General features: G+C 57.7%; 17 protein-coding genes and 2 riboswitches. Of the genes, 8 read left to right on the top strand and 9 right to left on the bottom strand.

What is annotated here, in order from left to right:
* Positions 1-254: 254 nt before the first annotated feature.
* Both AOZ07_RS03375 and AOZ07_RS03365 read right to left on the bottom strand, forming a co-directional pair.
* The gene (locus tag AOZ07_RS03375; RefSeq protein WP_060700707.1) at positions 255-1,037 is read right to left on the bottom strand and encodes a hypothetical protein; all 783 of its coding nucleotides are present in this window, start codon (positions 1,035-1,037) and stop codon (positions 255-257) included.
* A 1,092-nt stretch (positions 1,038-2,129) separates the two neighbouring features.
* Positions 2,130-2,357 carry a MerR family transcriptional regulator gene (locus AOZ07_RS03365; protein WP_060700705.1) on the bottom strand — a complete coding sequence of 76 codons (228 nt, stop codon included), beginning with the start codon at positions 2,355-2,357 and terminating at the stop codon, positions 2,130-2,132.
* A 393-nt stretch (positions 2,358-2,750) separates the two neighbouring features.
* Here AOZ07_RS03365 and AOZ07_RS03360 point away from each other — a divergent pair, with 393 nt between their 5' ends.
* Positions 2,751-3,935 carry a tyrosine-type recombinase/integrase gene (locus tag AOZ07_RS03360; RefSeq protein ID WP_060700704.1) on the top strand — a complete coding sequence of 395 codons (1,185 nt, stop codon included), beginning with the start codon at positions 2,751-2,753 and terminating at the stop codon, positions 3,933-3,935.
* Between the two features lie 249 nt (positions 3,936-4,184).
* On the opposite strand, the gene AOZ07_RS03355 is transcribed toward AOZ07_RS03360, so the two are convergent.
* Positions 4,185-5,414, bottom strand: a complete 1,230-nt coding sequence (locus AOZ07_RS03355; protein ID WP_060700703.1) for an ROK family transcriptional regulator — start codon at positions 5,412-5,414, stop codon at positions 4,185-4,187.
* 187 nt (positions 5,415-5,601) lie between these two features.
* Between AOZ07_RS03355 and AOZ07_RS03350 the strand changes: the two genes are divergently transcribed.
* Positions 5,602-6,012 (top strand): NUDIX hydrolase, encoded by a 411-nt coding sequence (locus AOZ07_RS03350; RefSeq protein WP_084793117.1) that lies wholly within the window; start codon positions 5,602-5,604, stop codon positions 6,010-6,012.
* Between the two features lie 42 nt (positions 6,013-6,054).
* Here the strand turns inward: AOZ07_RS03350 and AOZ07_RS03345 are convergent, their stop codons facing one another.
* The 4 genes from AOZ07_RS03345 to AOZ07_RS03330 all read right to left on the bottom strand — a co-directional run bounded on the left by AOZ07_RS03345 (position 6,055) and on the right by AOZ07_RS03330 (position 9,924).
* Positions 6,055-6,549 (bottom strand): HNH endonuclease, encoded by a 495-nt coding sequence (locus AOZ07_RS03345; protein WP_060700701.1) that lies wholly within the window; start codon positions 6,547-6,549, stop codon positions 6,055-6,057.
* A 239-nt stretch (positions 6,550-6,788) separates the two neighbouring features.
* Positions 6,789-7,520, bottom strand: a complete 732-nt coding sequence (locus AOZ07_RS03340) for a C40 family peptidase (RefSeq protein WP_236995252.1) — start codon at positions 7,518-7,520, stop codon at positions 6,789-6,791.
* 103 nt (positions 7,521-7,623) lie between these two features.
* A riboswitch (cyclic di-AMP (ydaO/yuaA leader) is annotated at positions 7,624-7,794 on the bottom strand.
* A 123-nt stretch (positions 7,795-7,917) separates the two neighbouring features.
* The gene (locus AOZ07_RS19015) at positions 7,918-8,964 is read right to left on the bottom strand and encodes a M23 family metallopeptidase (protein WP_060700699.1); all 1,047 of its coding nucleotides are present in this window, start codon (positions 8,962-8,964) and stop codon (positions 7,918-7,920) included.
* Between the two features lie 4 nt (positions 8,965-8,968).
* Positions 8,969-9,134: riboswitch (cyclic di-AMP (ydaO/yuaA leader) on the bottom strand.
* A 91-nt stretch (positions 9,135-9,225) separates the two neighbouring features.
* Positions 9,226-9,924: an iron-dependent transcriptional repressor DtxR gene (locus tag AOZ07_RS03330; RefSeq protein WP_060700698.1), complete on the bottom strand. Its 699-nt coding sequence runs from the start codon at positions 9,922-9,924 to the stop codon at positions 9,226-9,228.
* 261 nt (positions 9,925-10,185) lie between these two features.
* On the opposite strand from AOZ07_RS03330, the gene serC reads away from it, so the two are divergent.
* Positions 10,186-11,307 (top strand): phosphoserine transaminase, encoded by a 1,122-nt coding sequence (gene serC / locus AOZ07_RS03325; RefSeq protein ID WP_060703279.1) that lies wholly within the window; start codon positions 10,186-10,188, stop codon positions 11,305-11,307.
* A gap of 65 nt (positions 11,308-11,372) precedes the next feature.
* Here the strand turns inward: serC and AOZ07_RS03320 are convergent, their stop codons facing one another.
* Both AOZ07_RS03320 and AOZ07_RS03315 read right to left on the bottom strand, forming a co-directional pair.
* On the bottom strand, positions 11,373-11,993 hold the full coding sequence (locus AOZ07_RS03320) for a DUF3027 domain-containing protein (RefSeq protein WP_060700697.1): 621 nt from the start codon (positions 11,991-11,993) through the stop codon (positions 11,373-11,375).
* A gap of 3 nt (positions 11,994-11,996) precedes the next feature.
* Complete coding sequence (locus tag AOZ07_RS03315; RefSeq protein ID WP_060703278.1) at positions 11,997-12,380, bottom strand: cold-shock protein; 384 nt, start codon at positions 12,378-12,380, stop codon at positions 11,997-11,999.
* Between the two features lie 253 nt (positions 12,381-12,633).
* Here AOZ07_RS03315 and AOZ07_RS03310 point away from each other — a divergent pair, with 253 nt between their 5' ends.
* From AOZ07_RS03310 to AOZ07_RS03290, 5 genes are all read left to right on the top strand, one after another.
* Positions 12,634-12,852, top strand: a complete 219-nt coding sequence (locus AOZ07_RS03310) for a hypothetical protein (RefSeq protein ID WP_194943779.1) — start codon at positions 12,634-12,636, stop codon at positions 12,850-12,852.
* 59 nt (positions 12,853-12,911) lie between these two features.
* On the top strand, positions 12,912-13,619 hold the full coding sequence (locus AOZ07_RS03305; protein WP_060700695.1) for a response regulator transcription factor: 708 nt from the start codon (positions 12,912-12,914) through the stop codon (positions 13,617-13,619).
* 76 nt (positions 13,620-13,695) lie between these two features.
* On the top strand, positions 13,696-15,189 hold the full coding sequence (locus AOZ07_RS03300; protein ID WP_236995251.1) for a sensor histidine kinase: 1,494 nt from the start codon (positions 13,696-13,698) through the stop codon (positions 15,187-15,189).
* Positions 15,190-15,313: 124 nt separating this feature from the next.
* Positions 15,314-15,604, top strand: a complete 291-nt coding sequence (locus AOZ07_RS03295) for a WXG100 family type VII secretion target (RefSeq protein ID WP_022874761.1) — start codon at positions 15,314-15,316, stop codon at positions 15,602-15,604.
* Between the two features lie 42 nt (positions 15,605-15,646).
* Entirely contained in the window at positions 15,647-16,537 is an 891-nt protein-coding gene (locus tag AOZ07_RS03290; protein ID WP_060700693.1) for a DUF4031 domain-containing protein, read from the top strand.
* Positions 16,538-16,563: the final 26 nt, after the last annotated feature.

The raw sequence follows: 16,563 nt of genomic DNA, 5'->3' as shown, positions 1-16,563 counted from the left end.
TAGAACTTACGGCAACTCAATACAAGTTCCGAGTACATTTCAGCTAATTACCCAGCACCCTACCGGGGGGCACCCATTTGCGCGCAAAGGCAGCCCGGAGGGTGTTACCCATTTTTCATACGGACGGATTCAAGGGTTTTCTAGGAGATAAAACACCTATGCATCCCTTTGTTCGCGGCGAAGTTGCAGGCAATGCGCGGAGTGACTTTGGGGGCGGATTTCCCCGCCCCCTTCGGCCACCGCCGCCTACCGCCCTAAGCCGCTACGAGGCTCATAGCGGAGCGGGTAATAATCTCTCGCTCCTCACGCTCACGCTCTGCCTTTGCCGCCTCCAGATCGGCCTCTGTGGGCTGCGCCCACATCGACACTGCCGGAGCTTCTGCCGCCACCTGCGCAGCCTCCGCGATCCTTTGCCGCATCTGCTCCTCGTACTTAGCATCGCTGGCTTTCACGGCGAGTTCCAAGTCCACCTTGTCGATATAGCGGCTAAGAATCTTGGCAGTTTCACCTGCCCACATAGCCCGGTGCGTAGCACCGTCGATGGAGACGCGTGCACCTAGGTGATCAGCCTGCCCAGCTAGGCCAGCAGCAGCCAGAGGCGCGATGTCGTGGGTCTTCTCAAACTGCTGAGCCTTTCGGGCCGTTGAATCAATAGCCTCGTTGTAAGCGTCATCCTCAGCCTTGAGCTCTTCCATCTCGGCAAATGCCTTAGCCGCGATAGCCTTAGCCCGTGTCTCAAAGTCAGGCTTTCCCTTGACGGCCTCCACCGCTTCGGCCTTGAGGTCGCGGGCCAGAGCATAGACCAACTCGGCCTGTAGATTGGCCATTTGATTGTTGATCTGCTTGATGGCACTTTGAGCCGCTAGAGCTAGCCCGTGTTCGTCGGCCCCCTCGCGCTGTTCCTTGGTGGTCACGGCGAGCGCTAGGCGTTCACTCTTTGCAGCGTGGTCGGCCAGCTCGGTTTGACGCTTAGCTTTGATCCCCTCAAGCTCATTGATGTGCTTGCGGATTGCTTCGGTGTTGCGTAGTTCAGTCATGTTGTAGCCTCCTGGCTAATTGTTGTTTAGGTGCGCTTGTGCGCGTAGGTTCGATAGCTTGACGCGGTGAGCCTTGCCATAGGGCAGGCCCTCGGCCTGCGCCCAACTATCAATTCGCGGGTTGGATCTAATGAGAACGGTGTGTTGCCAATAGTCAAGATCCCCCGCTAGAGCACGTTGGTGCTGAAGCGATTTGTTATCGGTGCCAGTGATGGGCCACAGATGATCGGGCCTCACACAGTCTGTCGTGTTGCACATGTGATCGAGCTGCTTGCCTTGATCATGGCCACCATAAAACCAGACGTAGCTATATCGATGGGCATACCAACTACCCTTAGCCGCCCATGCCATGCCGTAGCCGTCGTGCTTAGACCCCACCCATAGCCAACACCCGGTCTTATCGTTAGGCTCAATCTTGGAACGGAACGATGTTAGCCACTTCTGCTGTCGTTCCTCCGTGACACCCTCGGTCAGGGCCAACCCTTCGTGCGGGCGGCAACGTCCGTGACCAAGGGCCACCCGCTTGCATCCCTCAGTCATGCACGCGGGTTGCGCCCTTCGCCAGCGTTGGTAACACGTTGGACACAGCCCTCTGGCGCGGTGTTCCTTGCGCCTCCCACACTCTGGGCATGTGATCATTTTGGGCATAATTTACACCTCCTTGCGTGTAGAGGATTTTTCTGTGGAATAAGTAAGAGAGATCCACGGATCCCCGGTATAAGTGGCGGGATGTACGCCGATCGGGCTACCGAAAATAACGGAGGTGACTACTATGGGTTTAGCCCCTCCTGCGCACCGTCGCACAGGCTCTGCCGGCCCTGCCAGCGAGGCCCACGGAGTGAGGCCTCCACCTGCTCGCCGGTCACCTGCTAACGGCACAGCGTCACACGATTAGCCATGCCTTGAATGTGGTAGCGCTCAATCTCGATTAGCCCCATGGATTCCAGATCGCACATTGCTAGGCCAGCTGGCCCGTGCTTTAGTCCTGTGACTCTGCTCAGATCCCGCCTCGACACCGGGCCTCCGCCCGGTGGAACAAGGGCCTCTAGAGCCTTGAGCGCTAGCCTCTGATGCTTGGAAAGACTGAGCGCGTTAGCTGGCAAGGCGCTGCTCCATCCAGAGATCCAGATCCGCCAGCTTATGGCGAACCTGCCCGAAGGCCTTATAAAGCTTGGGGCCACTAGCCTTGTTGTTTGCTAGCGTCTGTTCACCGATGCCCAGATACTTAGCCGCTTCGCGGCGGCTAAGCCACGTGTTGCCGCTTAGCTTCCGAGCTTCAGCTGCCGTCATGGGTTGGGATTCAGATAGACCTATGGTCATAGTGGTTTTTCCTCCTACAAAAACGGGGGCGCATCCAATAGCAGAGGGGCACCGTGGGCCATTGGGCCTCGGATTGCCAGCGGGTCACAGAGTGCTATCTCTCGCCGCTTCTTGATGCAGGTGCTACCGTTCAGGTAACACAAGGACAATTGTTAGTTGACGCAGAAACCTTTGTCAAACCGTAGTAGGCAGCGGTAAACCCTGCCTCACTTCTACAAGACTGTCGCATTGTTAGAAATTGCATGGCCTTGTGACCAACAGCACCCAAGCATAAGTGAACCCCCAAGCCCACTGGCTAATAATCATCCAATTCAATTAGCTCACCTATCTCATGGACTCGCGCCCCCGGCGCGAGTACCTACCCTCTTTCGTAACTTATGGGATACTTCAAATATGGCAGTCAAAGACAGATTCAAGGGAGTCCCCAAAGCCGAGCAGCGCGGCAAACGCTGGAGTGCCGACTACACAACCAAAGCGGGCAAGCGGATAACGGAACGCTTCGACACCAAAGAGGCGGCGGAGACTTGGCACAGTAAGCGTCTCGCGGAGAAGCGCGCCGGGGTAACTGTTGATTTCAAAGAGGGCCAGCGCACCACTGTTTCAATGCTGTGGCCAGAGTTTCGCGAGCGTCTGCTAGCGGGTGGAGCTAGGGGCGGTAGCCCCTCCAGCCCTAAGACCATGAGCAGCTACGACGCCATCTATAAGAACTACATTGCGCCCAAATGGGGCACCGCCCCATTGGGCAACATTCATTACAACGATGTGGAGGATTGGATTAGCACGCTACAGGGCGTGACCGGAGGCCCCGCCTCCCCCTCGCTGCGCCAAGAGGTCGCCAAGAAATTTCGAACACTCATGGATCACGCTGTCCGCAAGCAGTACATTCAATATAACCCGGCCAAGGATGCCGTGGGCCGCGCTGATTACATCCCCCGCCCTAAGACGGCGAAAGAGCATGTCTATCTGACCATGGCCCAGCTCCGAGCGCTCGCCGACAACTGCGACGGCTACACCGATATGATCCTCACAGCAGGCCTTTGCGGCCTGCGCTTTGGTGAGGTCACTGCTCTGCAAGTTCAGGATGTCCAGCTAGGCAGGCAGCCACAGCTACGCGTCTGCCGGGCGTATTCCGACGTTAGGGGCACGGTTACCCTAGGCACCACTAAGACGGGCGTAGAGCGCTCCGTACCGCTCCCTAAGGCTTTGGCCGATATGCTGGCCCTGCGTATTGCCGATAGGCCCGCAGAGGCCCGTGTGTGGGATGCTCCTAATGGTGGCTTCATCCGTCATGGATCTTTCACGAAAGCGGGCAGCAGGTTTGCTAAGGCCAAAGGCGCGGCGATAGCCGCAGCACCTGTAGATGATCCGTTTCCTAATCTCACGTTCCACGACTTACGACACACGGCTGTATCGCTTCACATTAGTGCTGGGTCTAACGTGAAAGTAGTGCAGGAAATTGCCGGGCACCAAGACGCTACGGTTACCTTGAATACTTACGCCGGACTCTTTGACGCTGATAAGCACGATAGCGCCGCGCGAATCAACAAAGTTTTCGAGGCATTGGCGCGTAAGGCCTAGAGATCTTCGTAACTTTTTCGTAATCCATCTAGCCCTTAGCCAATGTTTATAAAGGATCTACAGACCCCCTCCTAAAGGGTAGGCCGTCGGTTCGATTCCGGCCAGGGGCACAAATGGAGCTTTGCTACCAGATTTATTCTGGCAGCAAAGCTCTTTTGGTATCTCCATACTTTTTCGCTACTCGCTCGTGACAGCAAATAAGGGCACGTCCGATAAGAACGTACCCTTACTTGGTTATAGCTAAGCGGTTTAGCGAAGTAGCAATGCAGTTGCCTTTGGCGACAACGAAGCATCCATAACTACGCAAGCGCCACCGACGGCACCAACATTCGAACGAAGTTCGGAGGTGCGAGTCTCAATCTCGTGAACTCCTCGTAGCGCAAAGCGACGCTCGATAGCCTCCCGGACCTCGTCCTCGACTAGTTCGCGTACCTTGTCCCACTGCGGGCCACCGAAAACGACTTCGCGGACATCGAGCGAATTGGCAAGCTGTCCTGCAACTTCGGCAACCATGGTCATGGTTTCAGAAACCAGTTCCTTGGCGACCTTGTTGCCTTCATGGGCCAATTCGTACAGGCGGTTCATGCCTTCAGCGCGCTGTTCCGGGCCAACGATTTCGTATGTTGGCAGTTCCAGACCGCGTTCCTTGGCCTGGTTGGAAATGTATTCGTACGAAGTGCCTGCTGCCAAGCAGTCATCAGCACCGCATTCTTCACACGTGAACGATTTGTGGCCGGTGGAGTAGTGCCCGATTTCACCGGCGTTGTTGCTGGCTCCGTGGTGCACGTCGTTGTTCAAGACAAGGCCAGCGCCAAAGCCATGGCCGCAGTAGATGAAGACGAAGTCGTTGTTCTTCTCTTCCTTGGACTGCCACAGCTCGCCCACGGCCGATGCAATGGTGTCCTTTTCGATGATGACCTGCAAACGCAGAAGCTTGCGCAGCGGGTTGACCAGTTCAACGTCGGCCCAACCGTCCAGCAGAGGCGGGTTGAGAACCACGCCGTCTTCGACGTTGACTGGACCTGGCACGGCGATGCCGACGCCAACAATGTGCTTCTTTGGAATGCGGATTTCAGCGATCAGTTCCTTGACCGTGGTGGCCATCAGCTGGATCGTTTCCGCTGCAACTTCCAAGTTGGGAACTTCGATGCGGCGTTCGCGCAAGACCTCGCCGCGGAGGTTCATTGCTACGAAGCTCAGAACACTGGGGTCAAGGTGGATGCCAATGGAGACCAACCGGTTGCCTTCAAGCTCCAGAACGGTGCGAGGCTTACCTGGGCCGGATACAATCGTGCGGTCTTCTCGAACGATTCCGTCATCCAGCAGACGTCGCACAACGTTCGAAATAGTCTGTGGAGACAGACCGGTAGATCCTGCCAGCTCGACACGGCTGATTCCCTCAGGCGCGCGTCGAATCGATTCAAGAATGACCGCTTGGTTGAAGTCTCCCAAACGGCCTAGATTTGTACCCCGTCGCATTATTGCTCCATTGTTCTGTAAATTAGATGGATCGATCTTCCTGTTCCAATATTCTTGGTAGCTATGAGCCTGTGGTCTAATTACTGCGAGTAAGGCGACCGCCCATAAACTACAACTAAAAACGTTGGAGATCCATTTAAGCACGTTACCACCAATGTCGTTTGGATACACACGATATTGTGTTTTGGTGAAGAAAAATTTGACGATATCAGCGGTATGTTTAATCAACAACCAAGGACAAATCCTCTTGGTGCGGAAACGTGGCACCTCGAAATTCATGCAGCCTGGCGGAAAACCGGAGTTTGGAGAATCGCCGTTACAAACTGTCATTCGAGAAATTCATGAAGAGCTGGGCATCCAATTTGCAGCCGAGGATCTGGACTTCAACGGCGTCTGGGTTGGCCCGGCGGCCAATGAGGATCAGACCTCTATTCACGCATCGTTATTTACTGCGCACTACGACGGCACGCTGTCGCCGCTAGCGGAGCTCGAAGAACTGTTGTGGATCATGCCCGAAGATGCCATGAAGCGAGATGATTTGGCACCTCTGCTGCGTGAGCACGTACTCCCCCAGCTCATCAAGAAAGCCAGCAGCTGATCAACGGCGCGTTCTGTCCCTACAGCATGTGGCCCGACGGCTCTAGCTTGCTTGCAGGAATTCGTCCCACGCGGCATCGATATGCTGGAGCCCAGATACGAGATGGCCGCCCATCCGCGGCCGATGCGGTGTAATGCGCAACTGCCAGCCCAGCTGGGAGAGCATCTTGTCAGCCTTGCGGCTGTTGCAGTGCAGGCATGCAGCGACGAGGTTCTCCCAAGTGTTCTTGCCTCCCCTGCTCCGTGGAATGACATGGTCGATCGTATTAGCGGATTTTCCGCAGTAGGCACAGGTGTAGGCATCACGACGCAAAACGCCCCTACGCGTGACATGAAGCATGTCGCGGTAGGGGCGTCGCACATAGCGTTTTAAGACAATGACGGTTGGTCTGGGTAACTGTCCGTGTGAGCTGCGAACAGGCGAGCCTTCATCCTGGAGAACGATGGTCGCCTTGTCGGCCATGACCATCAAAAGTGCTCGTCGGAAAGTCACGACGGCTAAGGGCTCGTATCCTGCGTTTAAAACCAGTGTTCGCATGCTTGGTACTTCCTTCTTGAACCGATAGCTACCATCTGGCATTGATGGAGCTCGCGTTCTAATCGGAGTGTCTCTACTCGCTAGCCTATTCGATTACTTTGCTAGTTAGTGCGCATCCGAGAAAGAAATCAAGCGTTTTTCACTTCCCTGCCTTGTGCAGTTCACCTGTTTTGACGTTTAAACGAACATAGGCCACCGAACGATTGATTCGTTCGATGGCCTATGAAAAGCTGTGAAAATTAGCCAGCCAAGGTGTAGTAGCCGTACAGCGGGTTGCGGGTTACCGAACCGACAATGGTGTCCACGGTTGGGTTCTGCGCGCCGATCATCTGGCCGCCGCCCAGGTAGATGCCGACGTGGCCGCCACCGTTCTGGAAGACCAGGTCGCCTGGCTTAGGGTTGCTGGTGCGCTTGAACTGGCCGGATCCAAGGATGGCCGAAGTTCCGCGGGCAATGTTGATGCCGTGCTGCGCGTATACATACTTGACGAAGCCGGAGCAGTCCCAGCCGCCAGGAGTGTTGCCGCCCCAAACGTATGGAACGCCGACATACTTGGCAGCAGTTGCTGCGATGCCGGAAAGGTTCGAGGTCTGTACCGGAGTTTCGGTTTTCACCTCGGCCTTTGGCTGAGCTGCTTCGCTTGGCTGGGTACGGCCGGCGCGGCTATCGCGGGTCATAGGAGCCATCGGGTCCGCAGTAGCGGAGTCGCTGCTGGTGGTTGGCTCAACGTCATTGGCCACGGCGATGACGACTGGCTTTGGCTTCTCCTTAGCGGTGAAGCTTGCGCGCTCAATGTCGACCGAAGCGTCCTTGCCGGCAGCAACGCTAACCGACTTGACTGCAACGCGCTCGGGGTTGATGGTGTCAACTGGCGATGCCGAAACATCGCGTGGGGCAGAAGCCTGACCTGGAACACCCAGGGCAACGATCAAACCCGATGCTGCAGCAACTACTGCTGCCTGACGGCCCACTGAACCAGCGTTCGAAGATACAGCCTGCGAAATCGCCTCTAGCGAGTTAGTGCGTGGTACGTCAGCACGGCGACGCCCATGAGTATGACTCTTGGTCACTATTATTGCCTCTCCTTGATACCTACGAGGTAAGCTGTCGGGTTCGAAGTGGAGTTACCTCGGTGGATTCGAAGTTTCCTTCTCTATCCACTTCACCCCTAGGGTTATTAGCCAAAGCTAAAGACCCGATGATGGTTCCCCCGCCACTGCCGTACGAGTTGTGTATAACTGCTCATTGCGTGTTGGCAGTGCTCGGTTCTCACGCAAAGTTGCCCAGGGTTTCCCATGGCACGGATATAAGCCTATAGGATGATTTTTGAAATGTCACGTTTTGATCACGGAATAGTGACGAACGTCGTTATAACCATCCGGCTGGGTCTTTGAACTGCCCGTCGACGATCACTTCAAAGTGCACGTGGGGCCCGGTTGAGTTTCCCGTGGTGCCGGCCAACGCAATGACGTCACCACGCTTAACGTGGTCGCCAACCTTAACCAGTACCTTGCTGTTGTGGCTGTAGCCGGTCTCTAGTCCACTTCCGTGATCCAGGGTGACTCGGTTGCCCGAATGTCCAGCCCAACCAGCAACTTCAACAACACCATCTGCTGCAGCGTAGACCTTGGTTCCGCTGGGAACACCGTAGTCGGTACCGCTGTGGATCATGTACCCAGCCCCGGTTGGGTTCTTGCGATGCCCGAAGGATGAGGTAATTCGCTGAGTGGTCACCGGTGCGGAAAGCAAACCAGCAGTTTCCTTGATGCTCGTGATGTCGCCACCCGAGGCAGTCATGATGTCCGAGAACTTCTCTTCGCTCTTGACCTCTGGGCTCAGCTTCGAGGACAACGCGGCACGTTCCACGGACAGCTCCGCAGCGTTGCCCGGAGCCTTCACGTCAACAACGGCCGAGGTCGCAGTGCGCTCAGCGGCGGCAACTGCCTTGTCTTCTTCACCAGTATTGCCTGACAGCTGTGGTGCAACAGCAGCCAAGGCCAAACCGGAAACCGCAGCGACCGCAGCGACCTTGTGGGTAAACCCAAGGCGGCTGGTCTTGCGGACTTTAGCCTTGACGCTGGAGATGAATTCAACGTTGCTGGATGCCTGGACCGGAGCCGGGCTGGAAGCCTGGACCTCTACAGCGCCAGGCAGAGCGACAACATTGCTGTCCGCGGCCTTATGCGCCAGCTCTTTTTGGGTTGGTGCAACACCGTAGCGCTGAATTGAGTCGAAACGTCGACCCACGAAATCTGCATGAACCGGCTTAGCCGGGCTAATAGTTGGGACGGCTTCAGCGGCGCGTGATGCGCGGCGTCCACTCGTGCGCTGGGTTGCCGAAGCAGCGATCTCGGTGATCACATCAGCCTCGGTGCCAGCAGCGCGACGTCGTCCCGCAGTCTTGGTTTCTACCAAAACATTCCTCTCACTGTTGCGCCTACGAAGTTAGCTGTCGGGTTCGGTTCTGGAGAATGAACCGGCCTGCATAAAGCAGAGCTTCACCCCAAGGCGCTTGCACGCCGAAGTAGTGGGTCCCCCGTTGTTGCCCTCAAATACTGGTAACCGACTTCCGGCGCAGGGCAACACTAGGCGGTCGCGACGGAGTCGGGCGATGCCGGTCAGATCGACGGCATCAGTCACTAACGTTACCGGTCATCCGGGAAAGTTACAATTTCGTTATCTTTTTTGCGCCCGCACAAATACATGTCCGCTAACCTCGACTGGCAGCTCCAAGGCGCCCTCGATACCCTGCACGCGGACCACTACGTAATCATCTGCTCGTTCCAAAGTGACAATTGCTCCAGGCCGAATTCCGCCTTCGTTCAGTTGTCCGAGCAGGATTGGGTCTGTTTGGATCGGCTCAGCCAAGCGCTCAATGGCCACCGGGCCAATATTTCCCGCGAGCAGCGCGTCATCCAGATTCTGGACTTCATATGAGATTTCAGCCACACTCGGTCCGCCGAGGACCTCCAGGCCCGGGATCGGGTTGCCATAAGGAGACACCGTCGGCTTGCCCAGCAGGTCGTAGAGACGGCGCTCCACACGCTCGCTCATGACGTGCTCCCAGCGGCAAGCCTCGTCATGAACATACTCCCAGTCCAAGCCGATCATGTCCGAGAGCAAGCGCTCCGCCAACCGATGCTTACGCATCACGCTCGTTGCCAATTCGTGACCTTTTTCAGTCAGCGCAAGATGGCGATCTGAAGACACGACCACCAAGCCATCGCGTTCCATGCGGGCTACGGTCTGGGACACCGTTGGACCCGAGTGGCCAAGACGTTCTGCAATTCTGGCGCGCAAAGCCACGATCTCCTCTTCTTGAAGTTCAAGAATGGTACGCAGATACATCTCAGTTGTATCAATAAGATCAGACACAGCAGCCGCTCCTGGAAGTCACAACAGTTAAGTTCGCTCGAATAATACGTGGCGTCGATACCCCACTCTACTTGGTTTATCGGACAGAAAGCGGATGTAACCCGCCCAGCAGATTTCGTAACCGACGGTCGCGTTTTTCTCACGTGCCCTTGCTATTTGCAAAGATGTTTATTGAAACGCCACGGCCACCCTTGAATATTCCGAACCATGGGCATCGGTGGCCTGTTAGGCACTTCAATCTATCGCTACAAGAGGAGCGCGATGAGCACGGACATCAAAATTCCACAAAACCTTCTGCCCGCCGACGGTCGATTCGGTGCGGGACCTTCCAAGGTACGCGCAGAACAGGTTCAGGCCATCGCCGACGCCGGATCCAAGTTGCTGGGCACCTCCCACCGCCAGGCACCGGTCAAAAACCTCGTAGCTTCGGTTCAGGACGGCCTCAAGGAAATGTTCAACGCGCCTGAGGGCTACGAAGTCCTGTTGGGCGTTGGCGGCTCCACCGCATTCTGGGATGCAGCAGCATTCAGCCTGGTCCGCTCCAAGGCGCAGCACCTGTCATTCGGTGAATTTGGCTCGAAGTTCGCCAAGGCCACCGACAAGGCTCCATTCTTGGAATCTTCCACGATTATCGTTGGCGAGCCCGGCACCGTTCCGGAACCGGTCGCTGAAGCCGGCGTCGATGTGTACGCCTGGCCGCACAACGAGACCTCGACCGGTGCCGCGGCACCGATCACGCGTGTTGCCGGAGCCAGCGAAGATGCCCTGATCGTCATTGACGCCACCAGCGCAGCAGGCGGCCTCGACGTGGATCTAGCCGAGACCGACGTTTACTACTTCGCTCCGCAGAAGAACTTCGCATCGGACGGAGGCCTGTGGCTGGCTTTCGTTTCCCCGGCAGCCATCGCGCGCATTGAGGAAATTGCCGCTACCGACCGCTGGATCCCAGACTTCTTGAACTTGAAGACGGCTCTGGATAACTCGCTGAAAAACCAGACGTACAACACTCCGTCGTTGACGACTCTGGTTGGCCTGGACGCCCAGATCAAGTGGATCAATTCCAACGGCGGCCTGAAGTGGGCTGCGGATCGCACCGCACAGTCCGCAGGCCTGATTCAGGCCTGGGCAGAAGCCTCCTCGATCGCCTCGCCCTATGTAGCCAACCCGGCTCACCGCTCCAACGTCATTTCCACGGTGGATTTCAATGACTCGGTCGATGCTTCGGCGATTGCCAAGGCCCTGCGCGCCAATGGCGTGGTGGACGTAGAACCGTACCGCAAGCTGGGACGCAACCAGCTGCGCATTGCCACCTTTGTGGCCATCGAGCCAAGCGATGTTGCTGCGCTGCTCAAGTGCATCGACTTTGTCATCGAACAGCTCTAGCTCGTAAAACAGCGGGAGGGGCTCCGGAGAACAGATGTTCTCCGGAGCCCCTCCCGCTGTTTAAGCTATTGGTTTTCTTTGCGCGTGCGGTTGCGCTGCGCTGCCCGCCGACGGGCCGCGGTGCGCTGAGCGGTGCGACGGCGTCGAACTTGACGTCGTGCCGGCGACTTGTGCGGTGCGTCCTCCGATTCGGCGTCATCCGGCTCATCGGCGTCATCCAGCTCTTCGGCGTCTTGCTCCGGGGCTGGCGATGCATCATCGGCGGCTTGGCCGGATTCGGAATCCGAGTCCGAACCGGCGTCCTGCGGCTGGTCGGTTTCGGACTCGCCGGATTCCTCGGCAGCTTCCGCGGCCTTGGCAGCTTCGATTTCTTCCTTGGCCAGCCGGTCTGCCCACGGCACCCAGGCAGGAGCCAAAAGCGAATCGTCACCAGCAATGATGCCGACTTCGCAGACGGTGAGATCCTTTACCTTGGCCCGAGGAACCCGTGCGAGGGTAGCGAACCAGGTCCATCCTTGATACCCCTTTTTATGGGAGACAAAACGATGGGTGACAAGTCGCTCACCTTCCGCCATGACCCCGAGGTGGTCGCCGATTTCTTGCGCGCTGGCAATATCGGCGAGCGCGCCGCGTGCAGCGTCCACTGCGTCGGCGAGGATGGTGTCCAACTTGGGTTTACGGGCCATTATTTATGCGTCCAGATCGTCGGCTACCGCACGAAGCACGGTAGCTACCTTCTTGCCATATGCCTGTTCAGGATAACGCCCCTTGTGCAAGCTATTGGAAACGTTGTCGAGTAACTTGATGAGATCTTCAATGAGAACTGCTTCGGCTTCGGGCTTTTTGCGCTTGGCGCGCGCCACCGAAGGAGCTTGTTCCAGCAGGCGCAAACTCAGTGCCTGGGGTCCACGGCGGCCTTCAGCGACACCAAATTCCAATCTGGTGCCAGGGCGCAAATCATGAACGCCCTCGGGCAGCGCAGCCGCATTGACGTAGATCTCTTTGCCATCCTCTGCGGTAATAAAACCGAAGCCCTTGGCCTTTTCGTACCATTTAACCTTGCCGCTAGGCATGATCATTTACCTCGTTCGTTCTTTAGCCCAATGCACCGCCGAGGCCTGCTCAGCGCGATGCATATTCATATGTACGATTTCGCGGAGTCACAGCCGGGGTTCTTCTTAGCTTCTTGCCGGGTACTCAACGTACGAAATCGCTTCAAGTCGTTTACCTAAGATTATGTCATCCCTGAAGCACTGAATTCATCTTTGCGCACCGAGGGTCGGCAAGGCACTCTGGGCACCCCTGGTCGAGGCTAAGCTAGAAGCCGTGAGCACAACATCAAAAACCATGACCGTTATTTCCCGGTTGGCAATCATCATTGCCGTCATTTCGGCTCTCGCTTTGATTGCCACGCTGGTTCTCTACTTCCAGAACATCACAATTCCGCCAGTGGTCATGGCCTTTGCTGTCTGGGGACTTCCGGTGGCCTTTATCCTCGCCGCGGCCGTTGTCATCAGCAACATCGCCAAGCGCCGCAACACCTGAAGAACCAGAATCAGCAATCATTCAGCAGACTCCCAGACTTCTTGTGCAGACTGGGGTTCATGAGTGCAAAACCCACTGAAGCAAAACTTCTCGTTGTTGACGACGAACCGAATATCCGCGAATTGCTCTCCACGTCGCTGCGTTTCGCCGGCTTCGAGGTTGTTGCAGCTGCCAACGGACGCGAGGCACTGGCCGCGGTCGAAGCAGACGAACCGGATCTGGCGGTCCTGGATGTCATGCTCCCGGACATGGATGGCTTCACCATTACCCGCAAGCTCCGCGCGGCAGGCCGCCATTTCCCGGTTCTGTTCCTCACCGCGCGTGATGACACCAGCGACAAGGTCACCGGCCTGACCGTCGGCGGCGATGACTACGTCACCAAGCCATTCAGCCTCGACGAGGTTGTGGCGCGCATCCGTGCCGTTCTGCGTCGCACCGCGAGCGGCGAAGAGGAGAATGCCACGATCGTCGTCGCCGATCTTGAGCTGGATGACGATGCCCATGAGGTGCGCCGTGCCGGAGAGATCATCGATCTGTCCCCCACGGAGTTCAAGCTGCTTCGCTACCTGATGATGAACCCCAACCGGGTGCTCTCCAAGTCGCAGATCCTGGATCATGTGTGGGAATACGACTTCAACGGCGACGCGTCGATCGTCGAGTCCTACATCTCCTACCTGCGCCGCAAGGTGGACCGTCCGGAATGGCCGGCCTTGATCCAGACCAAGCGCGGTGTCGGCTACCTGATGCGCACCCCGGATCGCCGCTAGTAATTCACGGAGGAACACGAAGGCCTTGTAAAGTCTGCATATGAAGTCGATTCGAGCCAAATGGCGCCGAACCTCTATGAGGACCAAGCTCGTCACCGTCATGCTCGGGCTGATGATCATCGCGATCTTCGCGACCGCGCTCAGTTCTTCGCATACGCTGAAGATCTCGATGACCAACCAGATCGATGACCAGCTCAATGCTTCATGGCCCACGATGGCCTACGGGCTTAACAAGGCCTACGTGAATTCCCTCGATGACAACGACGGCTCCGACGGGAACGGGGACTTCGACCCGACTTTGCTGGGCCTCAATAGCTCCTACGCCGACATCCGTGATGAAGAAGGCAAGATCGTCTACATCATGCCGCGTTCGCGGGTGAGCCCCAGCAGCACCTCGGATCTGCCGCTGCTCAATCCCCAGCAAATCGAGCAGCTGGCAGCCACCCCCCTGGTTCCTTCCACCGTGCCCGGCAGCTTCCCCACGTCCTCCGGCTGGCGAACCATGATGGTGCCGCTGGAAAGCAGCAACCTCAACCTGTTCCTGGCTCTGCCGCTGGATACCGTGAACTCCACGGTGCGCCAGACCGCAGTGCTGGTGCTTTCTACCGGGTTGCTCGCCGCACTGGTCATGTCCATGATCGCCTACGGCCTTACCGGCAGGTCGCTGCAGCCGTTGAACAACGTGGAGCGCACCGCCTCGATGATTGCCGCTGGTGACCTGTCCCAGCGTGTGAAGGACTATCCTTCGGAGACCGAGGTCGGCCGGCTCTCCCGTTCGCTGAACGCCATGCTGGCCCAGATTGAAAAGGCCTTCCATGACCGGGAGGCCTCTGAACGCAAGATGCGCCGCTTCATCCAGGATGCCTCGCATGAACTGCGCACTCCCCTGGTCACCATCCAGGGATACTCCGAGTTCTACCGCTACGGCGGCCTGGCGGACCCCGAAGCCATGGACTCGGCCATGGGGCGCATCGAAGCCGAATCCAAGCGCATGGCCCGCCTGGTTGAGGACCTGCTCATGCTTGCCCGCCTGGATGAGCAGCGCCCAATGGAGAAGCAGCCGGTGGATCTGCTGGTCCTGGGCCAGGACGCCGTGGAAGACACCAAGGTGCGGGCGCCAGACCGTGCCGTCAAGCTCGTCGGTTTGACCAGCGATCGCCCCAGCCCGGCAAGCACCGTGGGCGATGACGCTCGGATCCGCCAGATCATCGCCAATCTCCTGACCAATGCGCTGCGCTACACTCCCGAGGGCACGCCCCTGGAGATTGCCGTCGGGGTGCGTTCGCTGGTGGCCGGCGCCATGGACGCGGTCATCGAGATCAGGGACCACGGGCCCGGCATCCCAGAAGAAGATGCCAAGCGGATCTTTGAGCGCTTCTACCGCGCAGATAGCTCCCGCCAGCGGGAAACCGGCGGCTCGGGCCTCGGGCTGGCCATCGTTGCTGCCATCGTCCAGCAGCATGGCGGATCGGTCGCCTTGGCTGAAACTGCCGGTGGCGGTGCCACCATGTCCATTTCCCTGCCATACGTGCCACTGATCGAACGGCCAGAGCCGGAGATCGAAGACTGAGCGCCGGGCCGCACCGCGCGGTGTTATCCACATTCAGCGCTCGCTTCCCTCGACGGCGCTGGACGGCTTTCTAGATTGGTTGCATCGAGCTTTCGATACAGCCACCAAGGAAAGGACCAGGTCCGTGAGCACGTTCTCCACTAATACCGGCGAGATGCAGGTTAAGTCCCAGGCAGTCATGAATACCATTGATCGATTGCGCCACGAGGTCTCGACCATGCAGATGAATCTGGACCAATTGCAAAGCACCTGGCAAGGTTCAGCAGCCGCTTCATTCCAGTCCATCGTTGCCGAATGGCGTTCCACGCACGTGCAGATCGAAGAGGCGCTCAGCAGCATCGCCAGCGCCTTGAATCATGCCTCGATGCAGTACGAGGAAGTTGAACAGGTCAACACGTCGCTGTTCCGATACTGATCGGCAACTGCGCTGCGGCTGGTTGATCAGTAGGCTTGGCTCATGAGCATTCTGATCGACCCGCCGCGTTGGCCTGCGCATGGCACCGTCTTTGCCCATTTGGTCTCGGACACCTCCCTGGAGGAACTCCATCAATTCGCCGCACAGCAGGAAATCTCGCCGCGGGCGTTCGACAAGGACCACTACGACGTCCCTGCAGAACGCTATGAACAGTTTGTCCAGGCCGGTGCGAAGGAAGTCACCGGCGGCGAGCTGGTGCGCGCGCTGATCGCCTCGGGCTTGCGAATCCCTGCCAAATACCGCCCTGAAAAGCTCAACGCCATATTGCGCCGGCGGTGGTCGCGGACGTTGCCGACCGAGCCGCAGCTAGGCCAGGAGCTGCTCGAGATGTGGTCCCAGGACCACCGTTATTATCATGACCGCGTCCATCTGCTTTCGGTGCTCGAAGCGGTGGATCGCCTCGGTGAAAAGCTTTCACCTGGAGAACTCCTGCTGGTACAGCTGGCGGCGTGGTTCCACGACGCGGTATATGAAGGGACCAGCGAGGATGAATTCAAATCTGCAGTGCTGGCACGTGAAAGACTAGACGGGGTGCTCTCTCCGGCTGCTGTTGGCGCGATCAGCGACCTGATCTTGCTGACCGCGGGACATAACCCGGGCGAAACGGACCGCCTGGGACGGATCTTGTGCGATGCGGACCTGGAAGTATTGGCCCGCCCCGAACCGGCCTATCAACGTTATGCCCATGCGATCTATCAAGAGTATGCCCACCTTCCCCGCCACGTTTTGGCTGAAGGTCGCAGCAAGATACTCTCGGCCCTGCTGGCCAAGGTCTCGATTTACGCTACGGCAGCTGGGCGCGAACGGTGGGAATCGGCTGCGCGGACCAACTTGGGTCGAGAGCTGGAGCATCTGCAGAGCTGGATGCTCTAGCCCGTATTCGCCACGTTAACTGCTGA

Source organism: Glutamicibacter halophytocola (assembly GCF_001302565.1).
Lineage (GTDB): Bacteria > Actinomycetota > Actinomycetes > Actinomycetales > Micrococcaceae > Glutamicibacter > Glutamicibacter halophytocola.
This window is presented reverse-complemented; position numbering and strand designations above follow the sequence as displayed.